Annotated in this window: 16 protein-coding genes and 1 riboswitch; of the genes, 11 read left to right on the top strand and 5 right to left on the bottom strand. The window is 62.4% G+C overall.

Translation table 11 applies throughout. The features are described from left to right. Positions 1-314 precede the first annotated feature (314 nt). The 5 genes from HX851_RS01400 (at position 315) to HX851_RS01380 (ending at position 5,367) form a co-directional block, all read left to right on the top strand. On the top strand, positions 315-1,310 hold the full coding sequence (locus tag HX851_RS01400; protein ID WP_177064669.1) for an ArsR/SmtB family transcription factor: 996 nt from the start codon (positions 315-317) through the stop codon (positions 1,308-1,310). A 19-nt stretch (positions 1,311-1,329) separates the two neighbouring features. Beyond that, entirely contained in the window at positions 1,330-2,520 is a 1,191-nt protein-coding gene (gene metK, locus HX851_RS01395) for a methionine adenosyltransferase (protein ID WP_177064667.1), read from the top strand. Between the two features lie 187 nt (positions 2,521-2,707). Beyond that, entirely contained in the window at positions 2,708-3,103 is a 396-nt protein-coding gene (locus HX851_RS01390; RefSeq protein WP_177064666.1) for a DUF1090 family protein, read from the top strand. Positions 3,104-3,201: 98 nt separating this feature from the next. Then, positions 3,202-4,875, top strand: a complete 1,674-nt coding sequence (gene ligB / locus HX851_RS01385) for an NAD-dependent DNA ligase LigB (protein ID WP_177064664.1) — start codon at positions 3,202-3,204, stop codon at positions 4,873-4,875. Between the two features lie 96 nt (positions 4,876-4,971). Beyond that, positions 4,972-5,367, top strand: a complete 396-nt coding sequence (locus HX851_RS01380; protein WP_177064662.1) for a DUF1090 domain-containing protein — start codon at positions 4,972-4,974, stop codon at positions 5,365-5,367. Positions 5,368-5,407: 40 nt separating this feature from the next. Here the strand turns inward: HX851_RS01380 and HX851_RS01375 are convergent, their stop codons facing one another. Further along, positions 5,408-5,875 carry a c-type cytochrome gene (locus tag HX851_RS01375; RefSeq protein WP_177064660.1) on the bottom strand — a complete coding sequence of 156 codons (468 nt, stop codon included), beginning with the start codon at positions 5,873-5,875 and terminating at the stop codon, positions 5,408-5,410. Between the two features lie 146 nt (positions 5,876-6,021). On the opposite strand from HX851_RS01375, the gene mltA reads away from it, so the two are divergent. After that, on the top strand, positions 6,022-7,170 hold the full coding sequence (gene mltA, locus HX851_RS01370; RefSeq protein ID WP_177056061.1) for a murein transglycosylase A: 1,149 nt from the start codon (positions 6,022-6,024) through the stop codon (positions 7,168-7,170). Between the two features lie 155 nt (positions 7,171-7,325). On the opposite strand, the gene HX851_RS01365 is transcribed toward mltA, so the two are convergent. After that, positions 7,326-7,712, bottom strand: coding sequence for an MAPEG family protein (locus HX851_RS01365; RefSeq protein WP_177056058.1), 387 nt, complete (start codon positions 7,710-7,712; stop codon positions 7,326-7,328). A gap of 13 nt (positions 7,713-7,725) precedes the next feature. Continuing rightward, the gene (locus HX851_RS01360; protein ID WP_177056056.1) at positions 7,726-8,562 is read right to left on the bottom strand and encodes an EamA family transporter; all 837 of its coding nucleotides are present in this window, start codon (positions 8,560-8,562) and stop codon (positions 7,726-7,728) included. Positions 8,563-8,753: 191 nt separating this feature from the next. Here HX851_RS01360 and HX851_RS01355 point away from each other — a divergent pair, with 191 nt between their 5' ends. Beyond that, complete coding sequence (locus HX851_RS01355) at positions 8,754-9,923, top strand: MFS transporter (protein WP_177064658.1); 1,170 nt, start codon at positions 8,754-8,756, stop codon at positions 9,921-9,923. Here HX851_RS01355 and HX851_RS01350 read toward each other — a convergent pair. Both HX851_RS01350 and HX851_RS01345 read right to left on the bottom strand, forming a co-directional pair. Next, entirely contained in the window at positions 9,874-10,779 is a 906-nt protein-coding gene (locus HX851_RS01350) for a formate/nitrite transporter family protein (protein WP_177056053.1), read from the bottom strand. The genes HX851_RS01355 and HX851_RS01350 overlap by 50 nt on opposite strands. A 70-nt stretch (positions 10,780-10,849) precedes the next feature. Continuing rightward, positions 10,850-11,257, bottom strand: coding sequence for an acyl-CoA thioesterase (locus HX851_RS01345; protein WP_177056051.1), 408 nt, complete (start codon positions 11,255-11,257; stop codon positions 10,850-10,852). A 196-nt stretch (positions 11,258-11,453) separates the two neighbouring features. Further along, a riboswitch (S-adenosyl-L-homocysteine riboswitch) is annotated at positions 11,454-11,560 on the top strand. Positions 11,561-11,581: 21 nt separating this feature from the next. Here HX851_RS01345 and ahcY point away from each other — a divergent pair. The 4 genes from ahcY to rhlE2 all read left to right on the top strand — a co-directional run bounded on the left by ahcY (position 11,582) and on the right by rhlE2 (position 17,060). Next, entirely contained in the window at positions 11,582-12,991 is a 1,410-nt protein-coding gene (gene ahcY / locus HX851_RS01340) for an adenosylhomocysteinase (protein WP_177056049.1), read from the top strand. 156 nt (positions 12,992-13,147) lie between these two features. Beyond that, a complete protein-coding gene (metF, locus tag HX851_RS01335) occupies positions 13,148-13,993 on the top strand; it encodes a methylenetetrahydrofolate reductase [NAD(P)H] (RefSeq protein WP_177056047.1) in 846 nt (281 codons plus the stop codon). 121 nt (positions 13,994-14,114) lie between these two features. After that, positions 14,115-14,885 (top strand): substrate-binding periplasmic protein, encoded by a 771-nt coding sequence (locus tag HX851_RS01330; protein WP_177056045.1) that lies wholly within the window; start codon positions 14,115-14,117, stop codon positions 14,883-14,885. Positions 14,886-15,191: 306 nt separating this feature from the next. Then, a complete protein-coding gene (rhlE2, locus tag HX851_RS01325) occupies positions 15,192-17,060 on the top strand; it encodes an RNA helicase RhlE2 (RefSeq protein WP_177056042.1) in 1,869 nt (622 codons plus the stop codon). The last annotated feature ends 16 nt before the right edge of the window (positions 17,061-17,076 follow it).

Raw genomic sequence — 17,076 nt, 5'->3', positions numbered from 1 at the left:
GAGGGCACGAATGGCGTTGGCACGCTCACGACGGCTGGGCATCGCTGATCTCCTGGAGATATTGAATTGAAAGTAAATAAAACGAAATGGAAAAAAGGCGAGCATTTTCCCTCAGGGACCGCCAAGGGGCAATGACAGATAGTCGCTCGACCACGTTTTTCCTGCCGATAGTTGCGCATTGCGCTGATGAAACCTTTCCGCGCTTCGTCTGTAGAGACAAACGCGGACGGGAAAGTGCCATTTATCGTGCAATATCAAAACTTTTTGATATTGCTCTTGCGAGGCGCTGCGACGCTCACTAGACTGCTGGCCTTATGAATCTACGTGTACCTGCCCTGCGTCATGATGACTGCGAAGAACTGTCCGCCCTGTGCAAGGCCGGCGGCGACCCGTTGCGGCTCACTGTATTGCGGGCGCTGGCCAACGATTCGTTCGGGGTACTGGAGCTGGCGCAGATTTTCGCCATCGGCCAGTCCGGCATGAGCCACCATCTGAAGGTCCTGGCCCAGGCCGACCTGGTGGCCACCCGCCGTGAAGGCAATGCGATTTTCTACCGCCGCGCCCTGCCCCACACCGAATTGCCCGGCGGCAGGCTGCATGCCGCCCTGCTCGATGAAGTCGACAGCCTCGAACTGCCCGTCGAAGTGCAGGCCCGTATCGCTCTGGTACACGGGCAACGCGCGGCCGCCAGCCAGGACTTCTTCTCACGGGTCGCGGAAAAGTTTCGCGCCCAGCAGGACCTGATCGCCGGCTTGCCGCAATACCGCGAAAGCATCCTGGCGCTGCTCGACAAGCTCAGCTTCGGGCCTGCCGCCACGGCACTGGAAGTCGGCCCCGGCGACGGTGGCTTCCTGCCGGACCTGGCGCGGCGTTTCCAGCAGGTCACGGCACTGGACAACAGCCCGGCGATGCTCGAACTGGCCCGCCAGCTATGCGAACGCGAATCACTGGCTAATGTCAGCCTGCAACTGGCCGATGCATTGCTGGACGACAGTATCCAGGCCGACTGCGTGGTCCTGAACATGGTCCTGCACCATTTCGCCGCTCCGGCCGAAGCCCTCAAGCAAATGGCCGCCTTGCTGCAACCCGGCGGCAGTCTGCTGGTGACAGAGTTGTGTAGCCACAACCAGAGTTGGGCCAGGGAGGCCTGCGGTGATCTGTGGTTGGGGTTTGAACAGGAAGATCTGGCCCGTTGGGCCACTGCTGCAGGGCTCATGCCCGGAGACAGCCTCTATGTAGGCTTACGTAATGGTTTCCAGATCCAGGTTCGCCACTTTCAGCGACCGACTGGTGCCACTCAACATCGGTAAACTCAGGAAAACCATCGATATGAGCGAATATTCCGTTTTCACCTCCGAGTCCGTGTCTGAAGGGCACCCGGACAAAATCGCCGACCAGATCTCCGACGCGGTGCTGGACGCCATCATCGCCGAAGACAAGTTCGCCCGCGTCGCGTGCGAAACCCTGGTAAAAACCGGTGTCGCCATCATCGCCGGCGAAGTGACCACTTCGGCCTGGGTCGACCTCGAAGACATCGTGCGTAACGTGATCCTCGACATCGGCTACAACAGCTCCGACGTCGGTTTCGACGGCGCGACCTGCGGCGTGATGAACATTATCGGCAAGCAATCCGTGGACATCGCCCAGGGCGTTGACCGCAGCAAGCCGGAAGACCAGGGCGCCGGTGACCAGGGCCTGATGTTCGGCTACGCCAGCAACGAAACCGCGGAACTGATGCCCGCGCCGATCGCGTTCTCGCACCAACTGGTGCAGCGCCAGGCCGAAGCCCGTAAATCCGGTCTGCTGCCTTGGCTGCGCCCGGACGCCAAGTCGCAAGTGACATGCCGTTACGAAGGTGGCAAGGTGGTCGGTGTCGACGCTATCGTCCTGTCGACCCAGCACAACCCTGAAGTCTCCTACAGCGATCTGCGCGAAGGCGTGATGGAGCTGATCGTCAAGCACGTCATCCCCGCCGAACTGCTGACCAAGGACACCCAGTTCCATATCAACCCGACCGGCAACTTCATCATCGGTGGCCCGGTAGGCGACTGCGGCCTGACCGGTCGCAAGATCATCGTCGACAGCTACGGCGGCATGGCCCGTCACGGCGGCGGCGCATTCTCCGGCAAGGATCCATCGAAGGTTGACCGTTCCGCGGCCTACGCCGGTCGCTACGTGGCCAAGAACATCGTCGCCGCCGGCCTCGCCGACCGCTGCGAAATCCAGGTCTCCTACGCTATCGGCGTCGCTCAACCGACCTCGATTTCGTTGAACACCTTCGGTACCGGCAAGATCAGCGATGACAAGATCATCAAGCTGGTCCGCGAGATCTTCGACCTGCGTCCATACGCCATCACTACCATGCTCGACCTGCTGCACCCGATGTACCAGGAAACCGCGGCCTACGGCCACTTCGGTCGCACCCCGGAGCAGAAGACTGTCGGCAACGACACCTTCACCACCTTCACCTGGGAAAAGACCGACCGTGTAGACGCTCTGCGAGCTGCTGCCGGCCTGTAATGTCGCCTGCGTCACAAAAGCCCTCCATGGCTCGCCCTGGAGGGCTTTTTCATGAGTGCAAAATCTTGCACGAGCCGATCATGTTTCCTAATATTTCGCGCTCTCGAACCTTTTTTCCTACTTGGATATTGCACGACGCCTGTTCGAGAGCCCCTTGCGCGTCGGCAATCGAACATTGAGGTTTGCCATGCGTACTTCCCTTTTCGCGCCTGCCGCGATGCTCCTGGGTCTGTTCACCCTGCCAGTGCAAGCCGCCGACCTGAGCGCGCTTGGCGACCTGGCATCGCAACTGACCGGCACCGCCGCAACGCCAGCAGCAGGCACCAGCGCCAGCTCCGGCGGCTGCAACAAGCAGATCCAGGACCTGCAGACGCAGATCAATACCGCTAAGGCCAAGGGTGACAGCCTCAAGACCAGCGGCCTGCAACTGGCCATGGACCACGCTTCCAAGAACTGCACGCAAGCCAATGGCCAGGTAGCGTCGGCGCCACAGCCGGTCGCCGCAACCCCGGCAACCGCCCAAGACCCCAAGGCCCAGGCCGTTGATGCCGGTATCAAGGCACTGGGCGGCCTGTTCAAGTAAGGCGACACACGCGGTAAGAAAGCCTCGCCTGCGGCGGGGCTTTTTCATGCCCGGACTGATCTAGGCTGTGTTTTTAAGTCGAGCAAGGATGCTCTGGCATGCGTGCCTTTTTTGCTTTCATGCTTTTTGTCGGGTGTTTCAACACCCATGCCGATCAATGCCCGGACTGGCCGCCGGAGCGCGCCCGGCACGAAGTCGATGCCCTGCAACAACAACTGGCGCGCTGGGACGAGCTGTACCATCGCCAGGGCATTTCGCCAGTCGCCGACGAACTCTACGATCAATCCCGCCAGACCCTGGGGCAATGGCGCAAATGCTTTGCCCTGCCGCCCGGGCAGGCTGACAACCCACTGTTCAAGGCCCGTGGAACCGTTGCCCACCCGATCGCCCATACCGGACTGGACAAGCTGCCGGACGACAACAGGGTCCGGGAGTGGATGCGGGGCCGCCTGGACCTGTGGATTCAACCCAAGGTCGACGGCGTGGCCGTGACCCTGGTGTATCGACAGGGCCGCCTGCACCAGGCCATCAGCCGTGGCGATGGACTCAAGGGCCAGGACTGGACCGAGAGTGCGCGCAGGATCGCCGCCATCCCGTCGCAGCTACCGCAACCCCTGGACCTGGTGCTGCAAGGCGAGTTGTACTGGCGCCTGGTTGACCATGTACAGGCCAGGGACGGCAGCCTGAATGCCCGTGGCAAGGTCGCGGGACTGATGGCACGGCACCAGCTCCAGGCCGATGAGGCCAAAGGCATCGGCCTGTTCGTCTGGGACTGGCCCGACGGACCAACCGCCCAGCCCGAACGCCTGCGCGGCCTGAGCGCCCTCGGTTTCAGCGACAGCGCAACCTATAGCCAACCGATCAGCCGTTTTACCGAGGCCCGGGATTGGCGCGAGCACTGGTTTCGCCAACCGTTGCCCTTTGCCAGCGATGGCGTGGTGCTGCGCCAGGGCCAGCGACCGGACGCGCGGCGCTGGCAAGCCCGCGCGCCCCATTGGAGCGTCGCCTGGAAATACCCGCATGCCCAGGCACTGGCCCACGTGCGCAAGGTCAGTTTCAAGGTCGGCCGCACCGGACGCATCACGCCGATGCTCGAACTGATCCCCGTGCAGCTGGATGATCGGCAAATCAGGCGAATCAGCGTCGGCTCCCTGCAACGCTGGCAGGCACTGGATATTCGCCCCGGCGATCAGGTGACCATCAGCCTGGCGGGCCTGACCATTCCGCGTCTGGAAGGCGTGGCCTGGCGCAGCGTCGAGCGAGACCCCCTCGATGTCCCCGACCCGGATGATTTCCATGCATCGAGTTGCTGGCAAAACAGCCCCGGCTGCGAAAGCCAATTCCTCGCCCGCCTGATCTGGCTGAGCGGCAAACAGGGCCTGGAACTACCCCACCTGGCTCGCGGTACCTGGGAAAATCTGATTCAGGCGGGCCGTTTGCAGCACCTGCTCGATTGGCTGACCCTCGATGCCCGGGAGCTTGCTAACATTGCCGGATTCGGCCCGAGCCGCAGCCGACAATGGCTCGACACGGTACAAGTGGCGCGGCAACGACCCTTCGAGCGCTGGCTAAAGGCGCTGGGTTTGCCGGCGACCACCGGCGTCAGGCTGGCCGGCCCCTGGCACGTCCTGGCCAGTCGCACCGCCGAGGACTGGCAGGCGGAACCGGGGATCGGACCCGGGCGGGCCGCGCAACTGCGCGCTTTCTTCCGCGACCCGCAGGTAGTGGCGCTGGCTGAATCATTACGTACCGCCGGGGTCGATGGATTTTGAGGACATAATTGCCCGCTAATCCGGATCGGTCATAAAGGCGGATTGGCTTTATTCATTCATTGTCATTTTCAGTATTTTTTCAACACGGAGCTTTTCATGAAATTTCTCTCACCGCTGGCTCTTTTCACCTTGTGCAGCGTCATGGCCGCCCCGCTCCTGGCCGCCGAAGAACAACCCGAACTGACCGGCTGCGCCGCCAAGCGCCAGGCGATCAGCAGCCAGCTCGAAATCGCCAGGGCCCAGGGCAACAGCGACCAGCAGGCCGGCCTGGAAAAAGCCCTGGACGAAGTGACCACCCACTGCACCGATGCCTCGCTGAAAAAGGAACGGGAGAACAAGGTGCTCGACGCCAGGCATGAAGTCAGCCAGCGTCAGGCCGACCTCGACAAGGCGATGAAAAAAGGCGATCCGGACAAGATCAACAAGCGCAAGGACAAGCTGGCCGAGTCCCGCAAGGAATTGCAGGACGCGCTGGATGAGTTGGACAAGTGATTCGCCGCCAGCCTGTGCAGCCGGCAGCACCTGTTACCGATCAGTGATCGCGAAACTCCTTGTGACAGGCATCACAGGCATCTTCGACTTTCTCTACCGCCGGCCTGAGGACGCTCGCCTGGTAGGGCTGGAGCTGGCTGGCGATCACCAGTTGGCCGGTGGCCCCTTCCAGCGAACGCGCCAGCTCCTGGAACCGCGCCTGCTTCTGGAACCGCGCCTGCTTCTGCCAGACATCGGCCTTGGCACTGGTATGCTCGGTTTCCTTGACCTGCGGGAAATGCTGCCACGGCTCATGGGACAGACCGTCAAGCTTGCTCGCGCCTTCGGCAAACCGCGGACCGTCGAATGGGATACGGCCGCGCAGCATGCCACCCAGGTCTTCGCTGGTCTTGAGCATCTGCTTGAAAATGGCCTTGCGCTGGCCCAGGGGCGAGTTCGGGTCAATGCCGCCACAGGCAGCGAGGGTCAGGCAGGCCAGTACTACAACGGAAAGTCTTTTAAGAGTCATGATGATTTCAGGTCACGGGAGACGGCGGCCAGTATCCTCGCCTCGACATCAAAGACCAATAGGCCCAAGGGCCAATACCCTTACTAATTGAATGGACTACCTGAACAGAGACTGAACGGGTAGCGACTCAAGGAATACGCTTGTTGATGAACACCACTTTCAAACGTCTTGGTTGGGGCATTTTTGCCCTGGCCCTGCTCGCCGGCTGCAATGGCAAGGACCACCAGCCCCCTGTACCGGTGACCACCTACGTCAAGGCGGACTGGAAAGCCTTGCCGAATGTTTCCGATACCGACCTGCAGGCCGGTTTTGCCTCATGGCGCAGCGCCTGTACCCGGCTGAAGAACGATGCCAACTGGGCGGCGACCTGCGCCGCTGCTGCCAATGTACCGAATACACCCACCGCCGTTCGCGCCTTCCTCCAGCAGAACCTCGAGGTCTACGGGCTGCGTTCCGCCGAAAACAGTGCCGATGGACTCATCACCGGTTACTACGAACCGGTCTATCCCGGCAGCCTGACCCGCACCGCCCAAGCCACAGTGCCGGTCTATGGCGTGCCCGACGACCTGATCATCGTCCAACTGGAAAGCCTCTACCCTGAACTGAAGGGCAAGCGTCTGCGCGGACGCCTGGAAGGCCGGTTCATCAAGCCCTATGACGACGCCGCGCTGATCGCCACCCAGGGTGTCAAGGCACCGGTGCTGGCCTGGCTGACCGATCCGATGGACCTGCAGTTCCTGCAGATCCAGGGCTCGGGGCGGATCCGCCTGGATGACGGCCGGCAACTGCGGATCGGTTACGCCGACCAGAACGGCTATCCCTATCGCGCCATCGGTCGCTGGCTGGTGGAACAGGGCGAACTGAAGAAGGAAGACGTCACCATGGGCAGCATCAGTGCCTGGGCCAAGGCGCATCCGACCCGCATCCCGGAGCTGCTGGGCAGCAACCCGAGCTATGTGTTCTTTGCCCGCAACCCGGACAGCAACGAGGGCCCGCGCGGCTCGCTGAACGTGCCGCTGACCGCCGGCTACAGCGTGGCGGTGGATCGCAAGGTGATTCCGCTGGGCAGCCTGCTGTGGCTGTCGACCACCAGGCCGGATGGCAGCGCCCTGGTCCGTCCGGTGGCCGCCCAGGATACGGGCGGGGCAATTGCCGGTGAAGTGCGCGCCGATCTGTTCTGGGGCACCGGTGACGCCGCCGGGCAACTGGCCGGGGACATGAAGCAGAAGGGCAATATCTGGATGCTGTGGCCTAAAGGCATGGCGTTGCCCAAGACGGCGGATATCGGCAGCTGATTGTTGTGGCGCCTGTACGGACGCCATCGCCGGCAAGCCGGCTCCTACAGTACAGCGTCGCTCACAGATTTTGCGTACGCCACAAACCCGTGTAGGAGCCGGCTTGCCGGCGATAACGATTGAACAGACGCCACATGACCCGAAGGCCGCCCATCTTAGATAGAGACGAAAAAGAAGCTCGCAATCAGCGCCATCCCGACAAACCACACCAGCGAGCGCAGCGCCGCCCAGTCCGCCAGGTAGCAGATGATGTACAGCAGGCGGCTGGTGATAAACAGCACCGCCAGCACATTGATCGTCACCAGCGAGGCATTGCCGGCGATATGCGCAATGATCACCGCCGCGGCAAAAGCCGGGGTCACTTCGAAACTGTTCAACTGCGCCGCGTTCGCCCGCCGGGCAAAACCTTCGAGGGTATCCAGGAAACTCCGTGGATCATGGTTCTGCCGGGGGCCGAACTTGCCGCCGCTGAACTTGGCGATACCGGTGCACAGGTACGGCAGGAAAATCGCGATCAATACACACCAGAACGCTGGGGTCATAACACAGTCCTTCCTATTGGATTTTCATGATGAGCATGCCGGCCAACACCAGCCCGCAGGCCAGGAGTCGGGGCCGGCCGAACGGTTCCTTCAGATAGCGCATGCCGAACAGCACCACCAGGATCACACTGATTTCGCGCAAGGCCGCCGCCTCGGCAATCGAGCCCAACCGCATCGCCCACAACACTAGCGCATAACTGAACAACACACAGAAACCGACGCCCAGGCCCAGGCGCCATTGCTCGCGCCAGAACCGGGCAAAGGCGACGCGACGACGGGTCAGCGCCAGCAGCGGATAGGGCCAGGCACTGAGCAGGCTCATCCACACCAGGTAATCCAGCGGGTGCGACCAGCGTCGCAACGCCTGGCCATCGATAAAGGTGTAACAGCCGATGCACAGGCCGATCAGCAGCACCACCGGCAATATCGACCAGGGCAGGCGCTCACCGCCGCCGCCCTGCCAGAGCAGGCAGAGCATGCCGCAGGGAATCAACAGGATGCCCAGGACCTGCTGCGTGGTCAGGGCTTCACCGGCAAACACCAGGGTCAAGCCCAGTACCACCAGGGGTGACAGTCCGCGCATCAGCGGATAGACCAGGCCCAGGTCTCCGACCCGATACGCCTGGATCAGCAAGTAGCGATACAGCAGTTCGAACAGGGCCGAGGCGATGATCCAGGGCCAGATCTCAGTCGGTGGCAGGGTGACAAATCCCAGCAGCAGCAGGACGAACAGCAGCGCCACGCTGTCCATGCAGGCCACCACCAACAGGCGCTCGCCACTGAACTTGATCAGGGTATTCCATGCCGCATGCAGGACTGCCGCGACCAGCACCAGAGCCGTCGCCAGCACGGCATGCTCCTTGTTCGAATGAAGAGAATTGATTCGCCATATTTCAACAGCTGTTTATACTAAAGCCACCACGCCGCACTCAATGCGCAATTACCCATTCCAATAACTATTCGCTTCTGCCTGATCGGTCACGGCCCGGACAGTGGCATGCGCATGCCCGAACCCACTGCCCAGATTCGAGATCAAAGCGCATGCCACTTGCCTTGCTTGCCCTCGCCGTAGCCGCCTTCGGCATCGGCACCACCGAGTTCGTCATCATGGGCCTGCTGCCCGATGTCGCCCGCGACCTCGCCGTCAGTATCCCCCACGCCGGCCTGCTGATCACCGGCTATGCCCTGGGCGTGGTCTTCGGTGCACCGATCCTCGCCATCGGCACCGCCAACATGCCGCGCAAGGCCACGCTGCTGGGCATGACCATGATGTTCATCCTGGGCAACGTGCTCTGCGCGCTGGCACCGAACTACGCCACGCTGATGGCGGCACGGGTGGTCACCGCGTTGTGCCACGGGGCATTCTTTGGCATCGGCTCGGTGGTGGCGGCCGGGCTGGTCGCACCCAACAAGCGGGCCCAGGCGATTGCGATGATGTTCACCGGGCTGACCCTGGCCAACGTCCTGGGTGTCCCGCTGGGCACGGCGCTGGGGCAATACGCCGGCTGGCGCTCGACGTTCTGGGCGGTGTCGGTGATCGGTGTGATTGCGGCCATCGCCCAGTGGATCTGGCTGCCGAAACATATCGCCATGGACAAGGCCAACCTCGCCAGCGAGTTCCGCGTGCTGGGCAAGACCAACGTGTTGCTGGCGCTGGCCATGAGCGTGCTGGCGTCCACCAGCCTGTTCAGCGTTTTCACCTATATTGCGCCGATCCTGCAGGACGTCACCGGCGTCAGCCCCCACGGCGTGACGATCATGTTGCTGCTGTTCGGCGTCGGCCTGACGGCGGGCAGCATGCTCGGCGGGCGCCTGGCCGACAGCCGCCTGTTGCCGTCGCTGGTGGGCATGGCCCTGGCAGTGGTGCTGGTGCTCGCGGCATTCAGCCAGACCAGCCGCTCGCTGATTCCGGCGGCGATCACCTTGGTCCTGTGGGGGATCTTCGCCTTTGCCCTGTGCCCGATCCTGCAACTGCTGATCATCGACCAGGCCCACGAAGCACCGAACCTCGGTTCGACCCTCAATCAGAGCGCCTTCAACCTGGGCAATGCCAGCGGGGCGTGGATCGGCGGACTGGTGGTCGGCAGCGGGATCGACCTGGCGGACCTGCCATGGACCGGAGCCCTGAGCGGTTGCGTCACCCTGCTGGCGGCATTGCTGTTTATTTGCCTGCAGCGCCGTCGGAGCCAGGCGGTCGGGGTTTCCGGCTAGGCGTGCGCGCGACCTGGCCCTTGGGCAACCCGCTCTCGCTGCGAATCTGCGCATGGCTGATCAAGGCGAAGATAAAACTGCCGCCAATGATATTGCCGCCCAGCGTCGGCCCGGCGAAGTGCAGCCAGAATTCGCCCCAGGACAGTTCTCCGGCAAACACCAGGTAAGACACCTCGGCCGAGCCGACGACGATATGGGTGAAGTCCCCCAGCGCCATCAGGTAGGTGATCAGGATAATGATCCACATCTTGGCGCTCTCCATGGAGGGGATCATCCAGACCATGGTGGCGATCATCCAGCCGGAGACGATGCCCTTGGCAAACATCTGCGGCGGCTGGTTTTCCATCACCTTGCGCCCGATATCCAGAAAGGCCAGGTCGGTCTTGCTGTCGAAGATCGGCAGATGCAGCATCACATACGCCACCAGCAGGGTGCCGCAGAGGTTGCCCAGCAGCACCACGCCCCATAGCCGCAACAGCCGGCCGAAATTGCCGAGGGTCGGCTTGCTCATGACCGGCAGCACGGCGGTCAGGGTGTTTTCGGTGAACAACTGCTGGCGGGCCAGGATGACCGCGAGAAACCCCGCGCAGTAGCCGAAGCTGGCGATCACCTTGAAGGCCTCGCCCTCCGGCAGCCGGGAGTTGAGCAGCCCCATCGCCATCAGCGACAGGCCCATGGTCAGGCCGGCGGCCAGTGCCGACCACCAGAGCGCGGCGACACTGCGCTCCAGTTCCTGGTCCCCCTGGAGACGGATGATCTCGTGCAGCACGGCGGCCCGGGGCGGCTGGTTGCGCGTGACATCCTGCCGTTCTTCAGGGGACAGGTCCGGAGTCTTGCCGTCTTTGTGCGTGTCCATGAAACTCCCGAACCCGAGGCGTATGTCATTACGACACTCAGGGGTCAGGGCTGTTCAGTACGCCCGTCGATCAGTTCTCGTCGGCCCCGTCATCCTTGAACTGGTCTTTCACGTAGCGGATCTCGGTGCGTCCGTGAGGAGCCGGCAGGCCGTCTTCACCGAGGTTGACGAAGACCATCTTTTCCACGGTGAGGATGCTTTTGCGGGTGATCTTGTTGCGCACTTCACAGGTCAGGGTGATGGAGGTGCGGCCGAATTCGGTTGCGGTGATCCCCAGCTCGATGATGTCGCCCTGGCGCGAGGCGCTGACAAAATTGATCTCGGAGATGTACTTGGTCACCACACGCTGGTTGCCCAGCTGGACGATGGCATAGATCGCCGCTTCCTCGTCGATCCAGCGCAGCAGGCTGCCGCCGAACAGGGTGCCATTGGGGTTGAGGTCTTCGGGTTTGACCCATTTGCGGGTGTGGAAATTCATGTGTTCTCCTGACCGTCTTGCCATTGATGCCACCTATCATGGCAGACCGCACGGTCAAGCTCTATGAGCGCCGGGCTATGGTCATCATGGGCAATCTTCATCGAACCGACAGAAACCCTTGGGAAGTCGGTCCCGGCCCGCTATAATCACCGCCGTTTCAAACGGTCATCTTCTCTTGATACCGTTTTCCCGCCACCTGTCCGAGGGGCGCTGCAGCAGGTTCGACCTGTCAGGCTCGGATGGGGCGTTGTTCGATCAGGTTCACCTGCACGGACACTAAACGCACAACGGCGCCCATTCGCATACTACGAATGGAGGCTCTCTATGAGCGCTGTCAACACGCCTGCAGATTTCACCGACTATAAAGTCGCCGACATGTCCCTGGCTGCCTGGGGCCGTCGTGAAACCATCATCGCCGAATCGGAAATGCCGGCCCTGATGGGGCTGCGTCGCAAGTACCTGACCGAGCAACCGCTCAAGGGTGCCAAGATCCTCGGCTGCATCCACATGACCATCCAGACCGCCGTGCTGATCGAAACCCTGGTAGCCCTGGGTGCCGAAGTTCGCTGGTCGTCCTGCAACATTTTCTCGACTCAGGACCAGGCCGCTGCCGCCATCGCCGCCGCCGGTATCCCGGTTTTCGCCTGGAAAGGTGAAACCGAGCAGGAGTACGAGTGGTGCCTGGAGCAGACCATCCTGAAGGACGGCGCGCCTTGGGATGCCAACATGATCCTCGACGACGGCGGCGACCTGACCGAGCTGCTGCACAAGAAATACCCGGCCGTCCTGGAAAAAGTCCACGGCGTCACCGAAGAAACCACCACTGGCGTACACCGCCTGCTGGACATGCTGGCCAAGGGCGAGCTGAAGATCCCGGCCATCAACGTCAACGACTCGGTGACCAAGAGCAAGAACGACAACAAGTACGGCTGCCGTCACAGCCTGAACGATGCCATCAAGCGCGGTACCGACCACCTGCTGTCCGGCAAGCAAGCGCTGGTCATCGGCTACGGTGACGTGGGCAAGGGTTCGGCCCAGTCCCTGCGTCAGGAAGGCATGATCGTCAAGGTTTCCGAAGTCGATCCGATCTGCGCCATGCAAGCCTGCATGGACGGTTTCGAACTGGTTTCGCCGTTCATCGACGGTATCAACAACGGCACCGAGGCCAGCATCGACAAGGCCCTGCTGGGCAAGATCGACCTGATCGTGACCACCACCGGTAACGTCAACGTCTGCGATGCGAACATGCTCAAGGCCCTGAAGAAGCGCGCCGTTGTCTGCAACATCGGTCACTTCGACAACGAAATCGACACCGCTTTCATGCGCAAGAACTGGGCATGGGAAGAAGTGAAGCCACAGGTGCACAAGATCCACCGCACCGGCCACGGCGATTTCGATCCGCAGAACGATGACTACCTGATCCTGCTGGCCGAAGGCCGCCTGGTGAACCTGGGCAACGCCACCGGTCACCCGAGCCGTATCATGGACGGTTCGTTCGCCAACCAGGTCCTGGCCCAGATCTTCCTGTTCGGCCAGAAGTACGCCAACCTGTCGCCAGCCCAGAAAGCCGAGCGCCTGACCGTTGAAGTACTGCCGAAGAAACTCGACGAAGAAGTGGCCCTGGAAATGGTTCGCGGCTTCGGCGGCGTGGTCACCCAACTGACCAAGACCCAGGCCGACTACATCGGCGTGACTGTCGAAGGTCCGTTCAAGCCGCACGCCTATCGCTACTGATCGGCCTGGTTGCCTGCTCTCCCGGTGAGGGCAGGCTTTTGTGGGAGCTGGCTTGCCGGCGATAGCATCGCCTCGGTATTGCTGAACGACCAAGGTGCCTGCATCGCGGGCAAATCAGCTTCTGCACCGGTATCCTGAGCTTCCATAGGTATTACCATGTCCCAAGATCGTCGCTACAGCTTCGAGTTCTTTCCGACCAAGACCGACGCTGGGCATGAAAAACTGCTTGCCACTGCCCGTCAGCTGGCCAGCTACAATCCCGACTTCTTCTCCTGCACCTACGGTGCCGGCGGCTCGACCCGCGACCGCACGATCAACACCGTGCTGCAGCTCGAGAGCGAAGTAAAGATTCCCGCCGCACCGCATCTGTCCTGCGTCGGCGACAGCAAAGCCGATCTGCGTGGCCTGCTGGAACAGTACAAGAGCGCCGGCATCCAGCGCATCGTCGCCCTGCGTGGCGACCTGCCGTCCGGCATGGGCATGGCCAGCGGCGAGCTGCGTCACGCCAATGATCTGGTCAGCTTCATCCGTGAAGAGACCGGCGCGCACTTCCATATCGAAGTCGCCGCCTACCCGGAAATGCACCCGCAGGCGCGCAATTTCGAAGATGACATCCAGCACTTCGTGCGCAAGGCCAATGCCGGTGCCGACAGCGCGATCACCCAGTACTTCTTCAACGCCGACAGCTACTTCTACTTCGTCGAGCGGGTACGGGCGATGGGTGTGAACATCCCGATCGTGCCGGGCATCATGCCGATCACCAACTACAGCAAGCTGGCGCGTTTCTCCGACGCCTGCGGCGCGGAAATCCCACGCTGGATCCGCAAGCAACTGGAAGCCTACGGCGATGACAGCCAGAGCATCCAGGCGTTCGGTGAGCAGGTGATCAGCGAAATGTGCGAACGTCTGCTGCAAGGCGGCGCCCCGGGGTTGCACTTCTATACCCTGAACCAGGCCGAGCCGAGCCTGGCGATCTGGAACAACCTGAAGCTGCCGCGCTGATTTCCAGCAGAGACAGCGACAAAGGTCCTCGCGCAAGCCAGGACCTTTTTTATAGGCAAAACCTTGAGCCAGAGCCTTTACGATCTAGCTATTGCCCGGGTTCTCGTCGTAATCTCCAACGATGCCAGTCATTGCCCAGCTTCTGACAGCCGTTCTCTTTGCTTGCCTGAGCTTTGCGGCTCGAGGCGAAAAGCTGCGTATTGTCACCGAACCCTGGGCGCCCTACGTCTACGAAGAGAACGGTCGGGCGGTGGGGCTCGATTACGAAACCACGGCGATCGTCTTCCAGCGCCTGGGCATTGAAGTGGAGTGGCAGTTCCTGCCATGGAAGCGCTGCCTGGCAATGCTCGAACAGGGCCAGGCCGACGGTGCCCTGGACATCTTTCACAACAGTGAGCGCGACGCGACGCTGCTGTATCCCGAAGAGCCCCTCTCCGAAGTGCAGTTCGTGCTCTTCTATGCCAAGGCCCGCCCGCACCCCTTCAGCACCCTCGATGACCTCAAGGGGCTGACCGTCGGCACCTCTCCGGGGTATTTCTATGGCGCACAGTTCAGCGACTCGCCCCAGTTCAAGCGCGAACCCGCGCCCACCCATGAAGCCAACTTCGGCAAGCTGGACCTGGGACGCATCGACTTGCTGATCACCGACCGCCGCGTCGGCCAGCGCATGCTCGAGGAACTGCACCTGCAAGAACGGATTGGCCAGTACCCGACGGTGATCCGCCAGGGCAGCCAGTACCTGGCCCTGCGCCGCAACGCCGGCATGGACCTGCTGGTGCAGCGCTTCAACGCCGAACTCAAGCGTTTCAAGCAGGAACCGGCCTACGCCGAACTCGTTGCCCGCTATGGCGGAACGACCCTGCTCGCCGCTCCGGGAAAGCAAAAGCAATAAACCGTTGAGCAGCAGGAAAGCGGCACGCAGCGATTGCTCTGTTATACTCCGGCGTTCCCGCCAGGCTTACGCCCGGACGCTCGACCTTGCATCAGGTATTCCGACACTGTGACCAGCGCCGCCCAATGGCCCGCGCGCGCCGTGCGTAGAGCCTCAAGATCCAGCAGGACCGGACGGGATTGCGTCCTCCAGGACTGAACGAAACATCGCCGTGCGATACGCCGGCCGCTCTCGTCCAGCCCCCAAGCGCCATTCGCGCCAGGCAAGATTCCCATCGGGCTTTGCCCTAACTGAACAGGATTACTCATGTCCTTTGCTTCCCTCGGTCTCTCCGAGGCTTTAGTCCGCGCCATCGAGGCAGCGGGCTATACCGAGCCTACTCCGGTGCAACAGCGGGCCATTCCCGCCGTGTTGCAAGGTCGCGACCTGATGGTCGCGGCACAGACAGGTACGGGTAAAACCGGCGGCTTCGCCCTCCCGATTCTGGAGCGGTTGTTCCCCAACGGTCACCCGGACAAGTCCCAACGTCACGGCCCGCGCCAACCCCGCGTGCTGGTCCTGACCCCAACCCGCGAACTGGCCGCCCAGGTACACGAGAGCTTCAAGGTCTACGCTCGCGACCTGAAATTCGTCAGCGCCTGCATCTTCGGCGGTGTCGGCATGAACCCGCAGGTCCAGGCCATGTCCCGTGGCGTTGACGTACTGGTGGCCTGCCCGGGTCGTTTGCTCGACCTGTGCGGCCAAGGCAGCGTCGACCTGTCCCACGTGGAAATCCTCGTGCTGGACGAAGCCGACCGCATGCTCGACATGGGCTTTGTCCATGACGTGAAGAAGGTCCTGGCGCGGTTGCCGGCCAAACGGCAGAACCTGCTGTTCTCGGCGACCTTCTCCAAGGACATCACCGACCTGGCCGGCAAGCTGCTGCACAACCCGGAGCGCATCGAAGTCACGCCGCCGAACACCACGGTCGAGCGTATCGAACAACGCGTGTTCCGCCTGGCGGCCAGCCACAAGCGTTCGCTGCTGGCGCACCTGATCACCGCCGGCGCCTGGGAACAGGTCCTGGTGTTCACCCGTACCAAGCACGGCGCCAACCGCCTGGCCGAGTACCTGGACAAACACGGCCTGAGCGCTGTCGCGATCCACGGTAACAAGAGCCAGAACGCCCGCACCAAAGCCCTGGCCGACTTCAAGGCCGGTGACGTGCGGATCCTGGTCGCCACCGATATCGCCGCCCGCGGCCTCGATATCGACCAGTTGCCTCACGTGGTCAACTTCGAACTGCCGAACGTCGATGAAGACTACGTGCACCGTATCGGCCGTACCGGCCGTGCCGGCCGTTCGGGCGAGGCGATCTCCCTGGTTGCGCCGGATGAAGAAAAACTGCTGAAAAGCATCGAGCGCATGACCAAGCAGAAAATCGCCGACGGCGACCTGATGGGCTTTGATGCCAGTGCCGTGGAAGCCGAGAAACCGGAAGTCCGCGAGCGTCCGGATGTACGTAATCCGCGCAACCCACGTGGTCCGCGCGGCGACGGTCCGAATGGCGGCGGCGGTGGTGGCGGTCGTAAAGACAAGGGCAAGGACAAGGGCGGCAAGGAAAAACCGGCCGCCAACGCCAACGGTCGTGGTGAGCGCCCGGCCCGCGAGCAGAAACCCCGTGAAGGCACGCCTCGCGAACAGCAACGTCCAGTGCCTCGCCCAGCCGCGGATCGCGCTCCGGACGAGTTCCTCGACGACGATGTGGATAACTTCGGTAACCGCGTCGACTACGTGCCCCAGGCCAAGCCGGCCCAGGGTCGTGGTCGTCGTCCTGGCGCTCCGGCACAGGGTGCGGGCGCAGGCGCCGGGCGTACAGGCCAGCCACAAGGTCGCCAGAACGGTCCGCGCAACAGCAATGGCGCAACCACTGGCACCCCGCCGGCCAAGCGCAACGGTCCACGCAATGGTGCGCCACGTGACGGCCAGGCCCGTCGCGAAGAGTCGCGCAACCGTCGCCCGTCCCGTGATGATCAACCACGTGAAGAACCGGCCGTGCAGAACCCGCGCGGTCCGGCACCGAAGATCATTCACAAGGAATCGAAGAGTGATCGCTCGCTGACACCTGAGCAGCTGGATCAGTTGCCGAACCGCCCTCGCGGCGAGAAACCGGCGCTGCTGACGCGCAATCGCTGAGTTTTCAACAGCGATA

The sequence above is a fragment of the Pseudomonas gingeri genome (assembly GCF_013385635.1).
In the GTDB taxonomy this organism is placed as follows: Bacteria; Pseudomonadota; Gammaproteobacteria; order Pseudomonadales; family Pseudomonadaceae; genus Aquipseudomonas; species Aquipseudomonas gingeri_A.
Note: the sequence above shows the minus strand (reverse complement) of the source record. Positions and strands in the feature narration are given on the sequence as shown.

Excerpts from the sequence above, each read along its gene's own strand:
- HX851_RS01400 (WP_177064669.1), top strand. The coding sequence starts at position 315 with ATGAATCTACGTGTACCTGCCCTGCGTCATGATGACTGCGAAGAACTG.
- metK (WP_177064667.1), top strand. The coding sequence starts at position 1,330 with ATGAGCGAATATTCCGTTTTCACCTCCGAGTCCGTGTCTGAAGGGCAC.
- HX851_RS01390 (WP_177064666.1), top strand. The coding sequence starts at position 2,708 with ATGCGTACTTCCCTTTTCGCGCCTGCCGCGATGCTCCTGGGTCTGTTC.
- ligB (WP_177064664.1), top strand. The coding sequence starts at position 3,202 with ATGCGTGCCTTTTTTGCTTTCATGCTTTTTGTCGGGTGTTTCAACACC.
- HX851_RS01380 (WP_177064662.1), top strand. The coding sequence starts at position 4,972 with ATGAAATTTCTCTCACCGCTGGCTCTTTTCACCTTGTGCAGCGTCATG.
- HX851_RS01375 (WP_177064660.1), bottom strand. The coding sequence starts at position 5,875 with ATGACTCTTAAAAGACTTTCCGTTGTAGTACTGGCCTGCCTGACCCTC.
- mltA (WP_177056061.1), top strand. The coding sequence starts at position 6,022 with ATGAACACCACTTTCAAACGTCTTGGTTGGGGCATTTTTGCCCTGGCC.
- HX851_RS01365 (WP_177056058.1), bottom strand. The coding sequence starts at position 7,712 with ATGACCCCAGCGTTCTGGTGTGTATTGATCGCGATTTTCCTGCCGTAC.
- HX851_RS01355 (WP_177064658.1), top strand. The coding sequence starts at position 8,754 with ATGCCACTTGCCTTGCTTGCCCTCGCCGTAGCCGCCTTCGGCATCGGC.
- HX851_RS01350 (WP_177056053.1), bottom strand. The coding sequence starts at position 10,779 with ATGGACACGCACAAAGACGGCAAGACTCCGGACCTGTCCCCTGAAGAA.
- HX851_RS01345 (WP_177056051.1), bottom strand. The coding sequence starts at position 11,257 with ATGAATTTCCACACCCGCAAATGGGTCAAACCCGAAGACCTCAACCCC.
- ahcY (WP_177056049.1), top strand. The coding sequence starts at position 11,582 with ATGAGCGCTGTCAACACGCCTGCAGATTTCACCGACTATAAAGTCGCC.
- metF (WP_177056047.1), top strand. The coding sequence starts at position 13,148 with ATGTCCCAAGATCGTCGCTACAGCTTCGAGTTCTTTCCGACCAAGACC.
- HX851_RS01330 (WP_177056045.1), top strand. The coding sequence starts at position 14,115 with ATGCCAGTCATTGCCCAGCTTCTGACAGCCGTTCTCTTTGCTTGCCTG.
- rhlE2 (WP_177056042.1), top strand. The coding sequence starts at position 15,192 with ATGTCCTTTGCTTCCCTCGGTCTCTCCGAGGCTTTAGTCCGCGCCATC.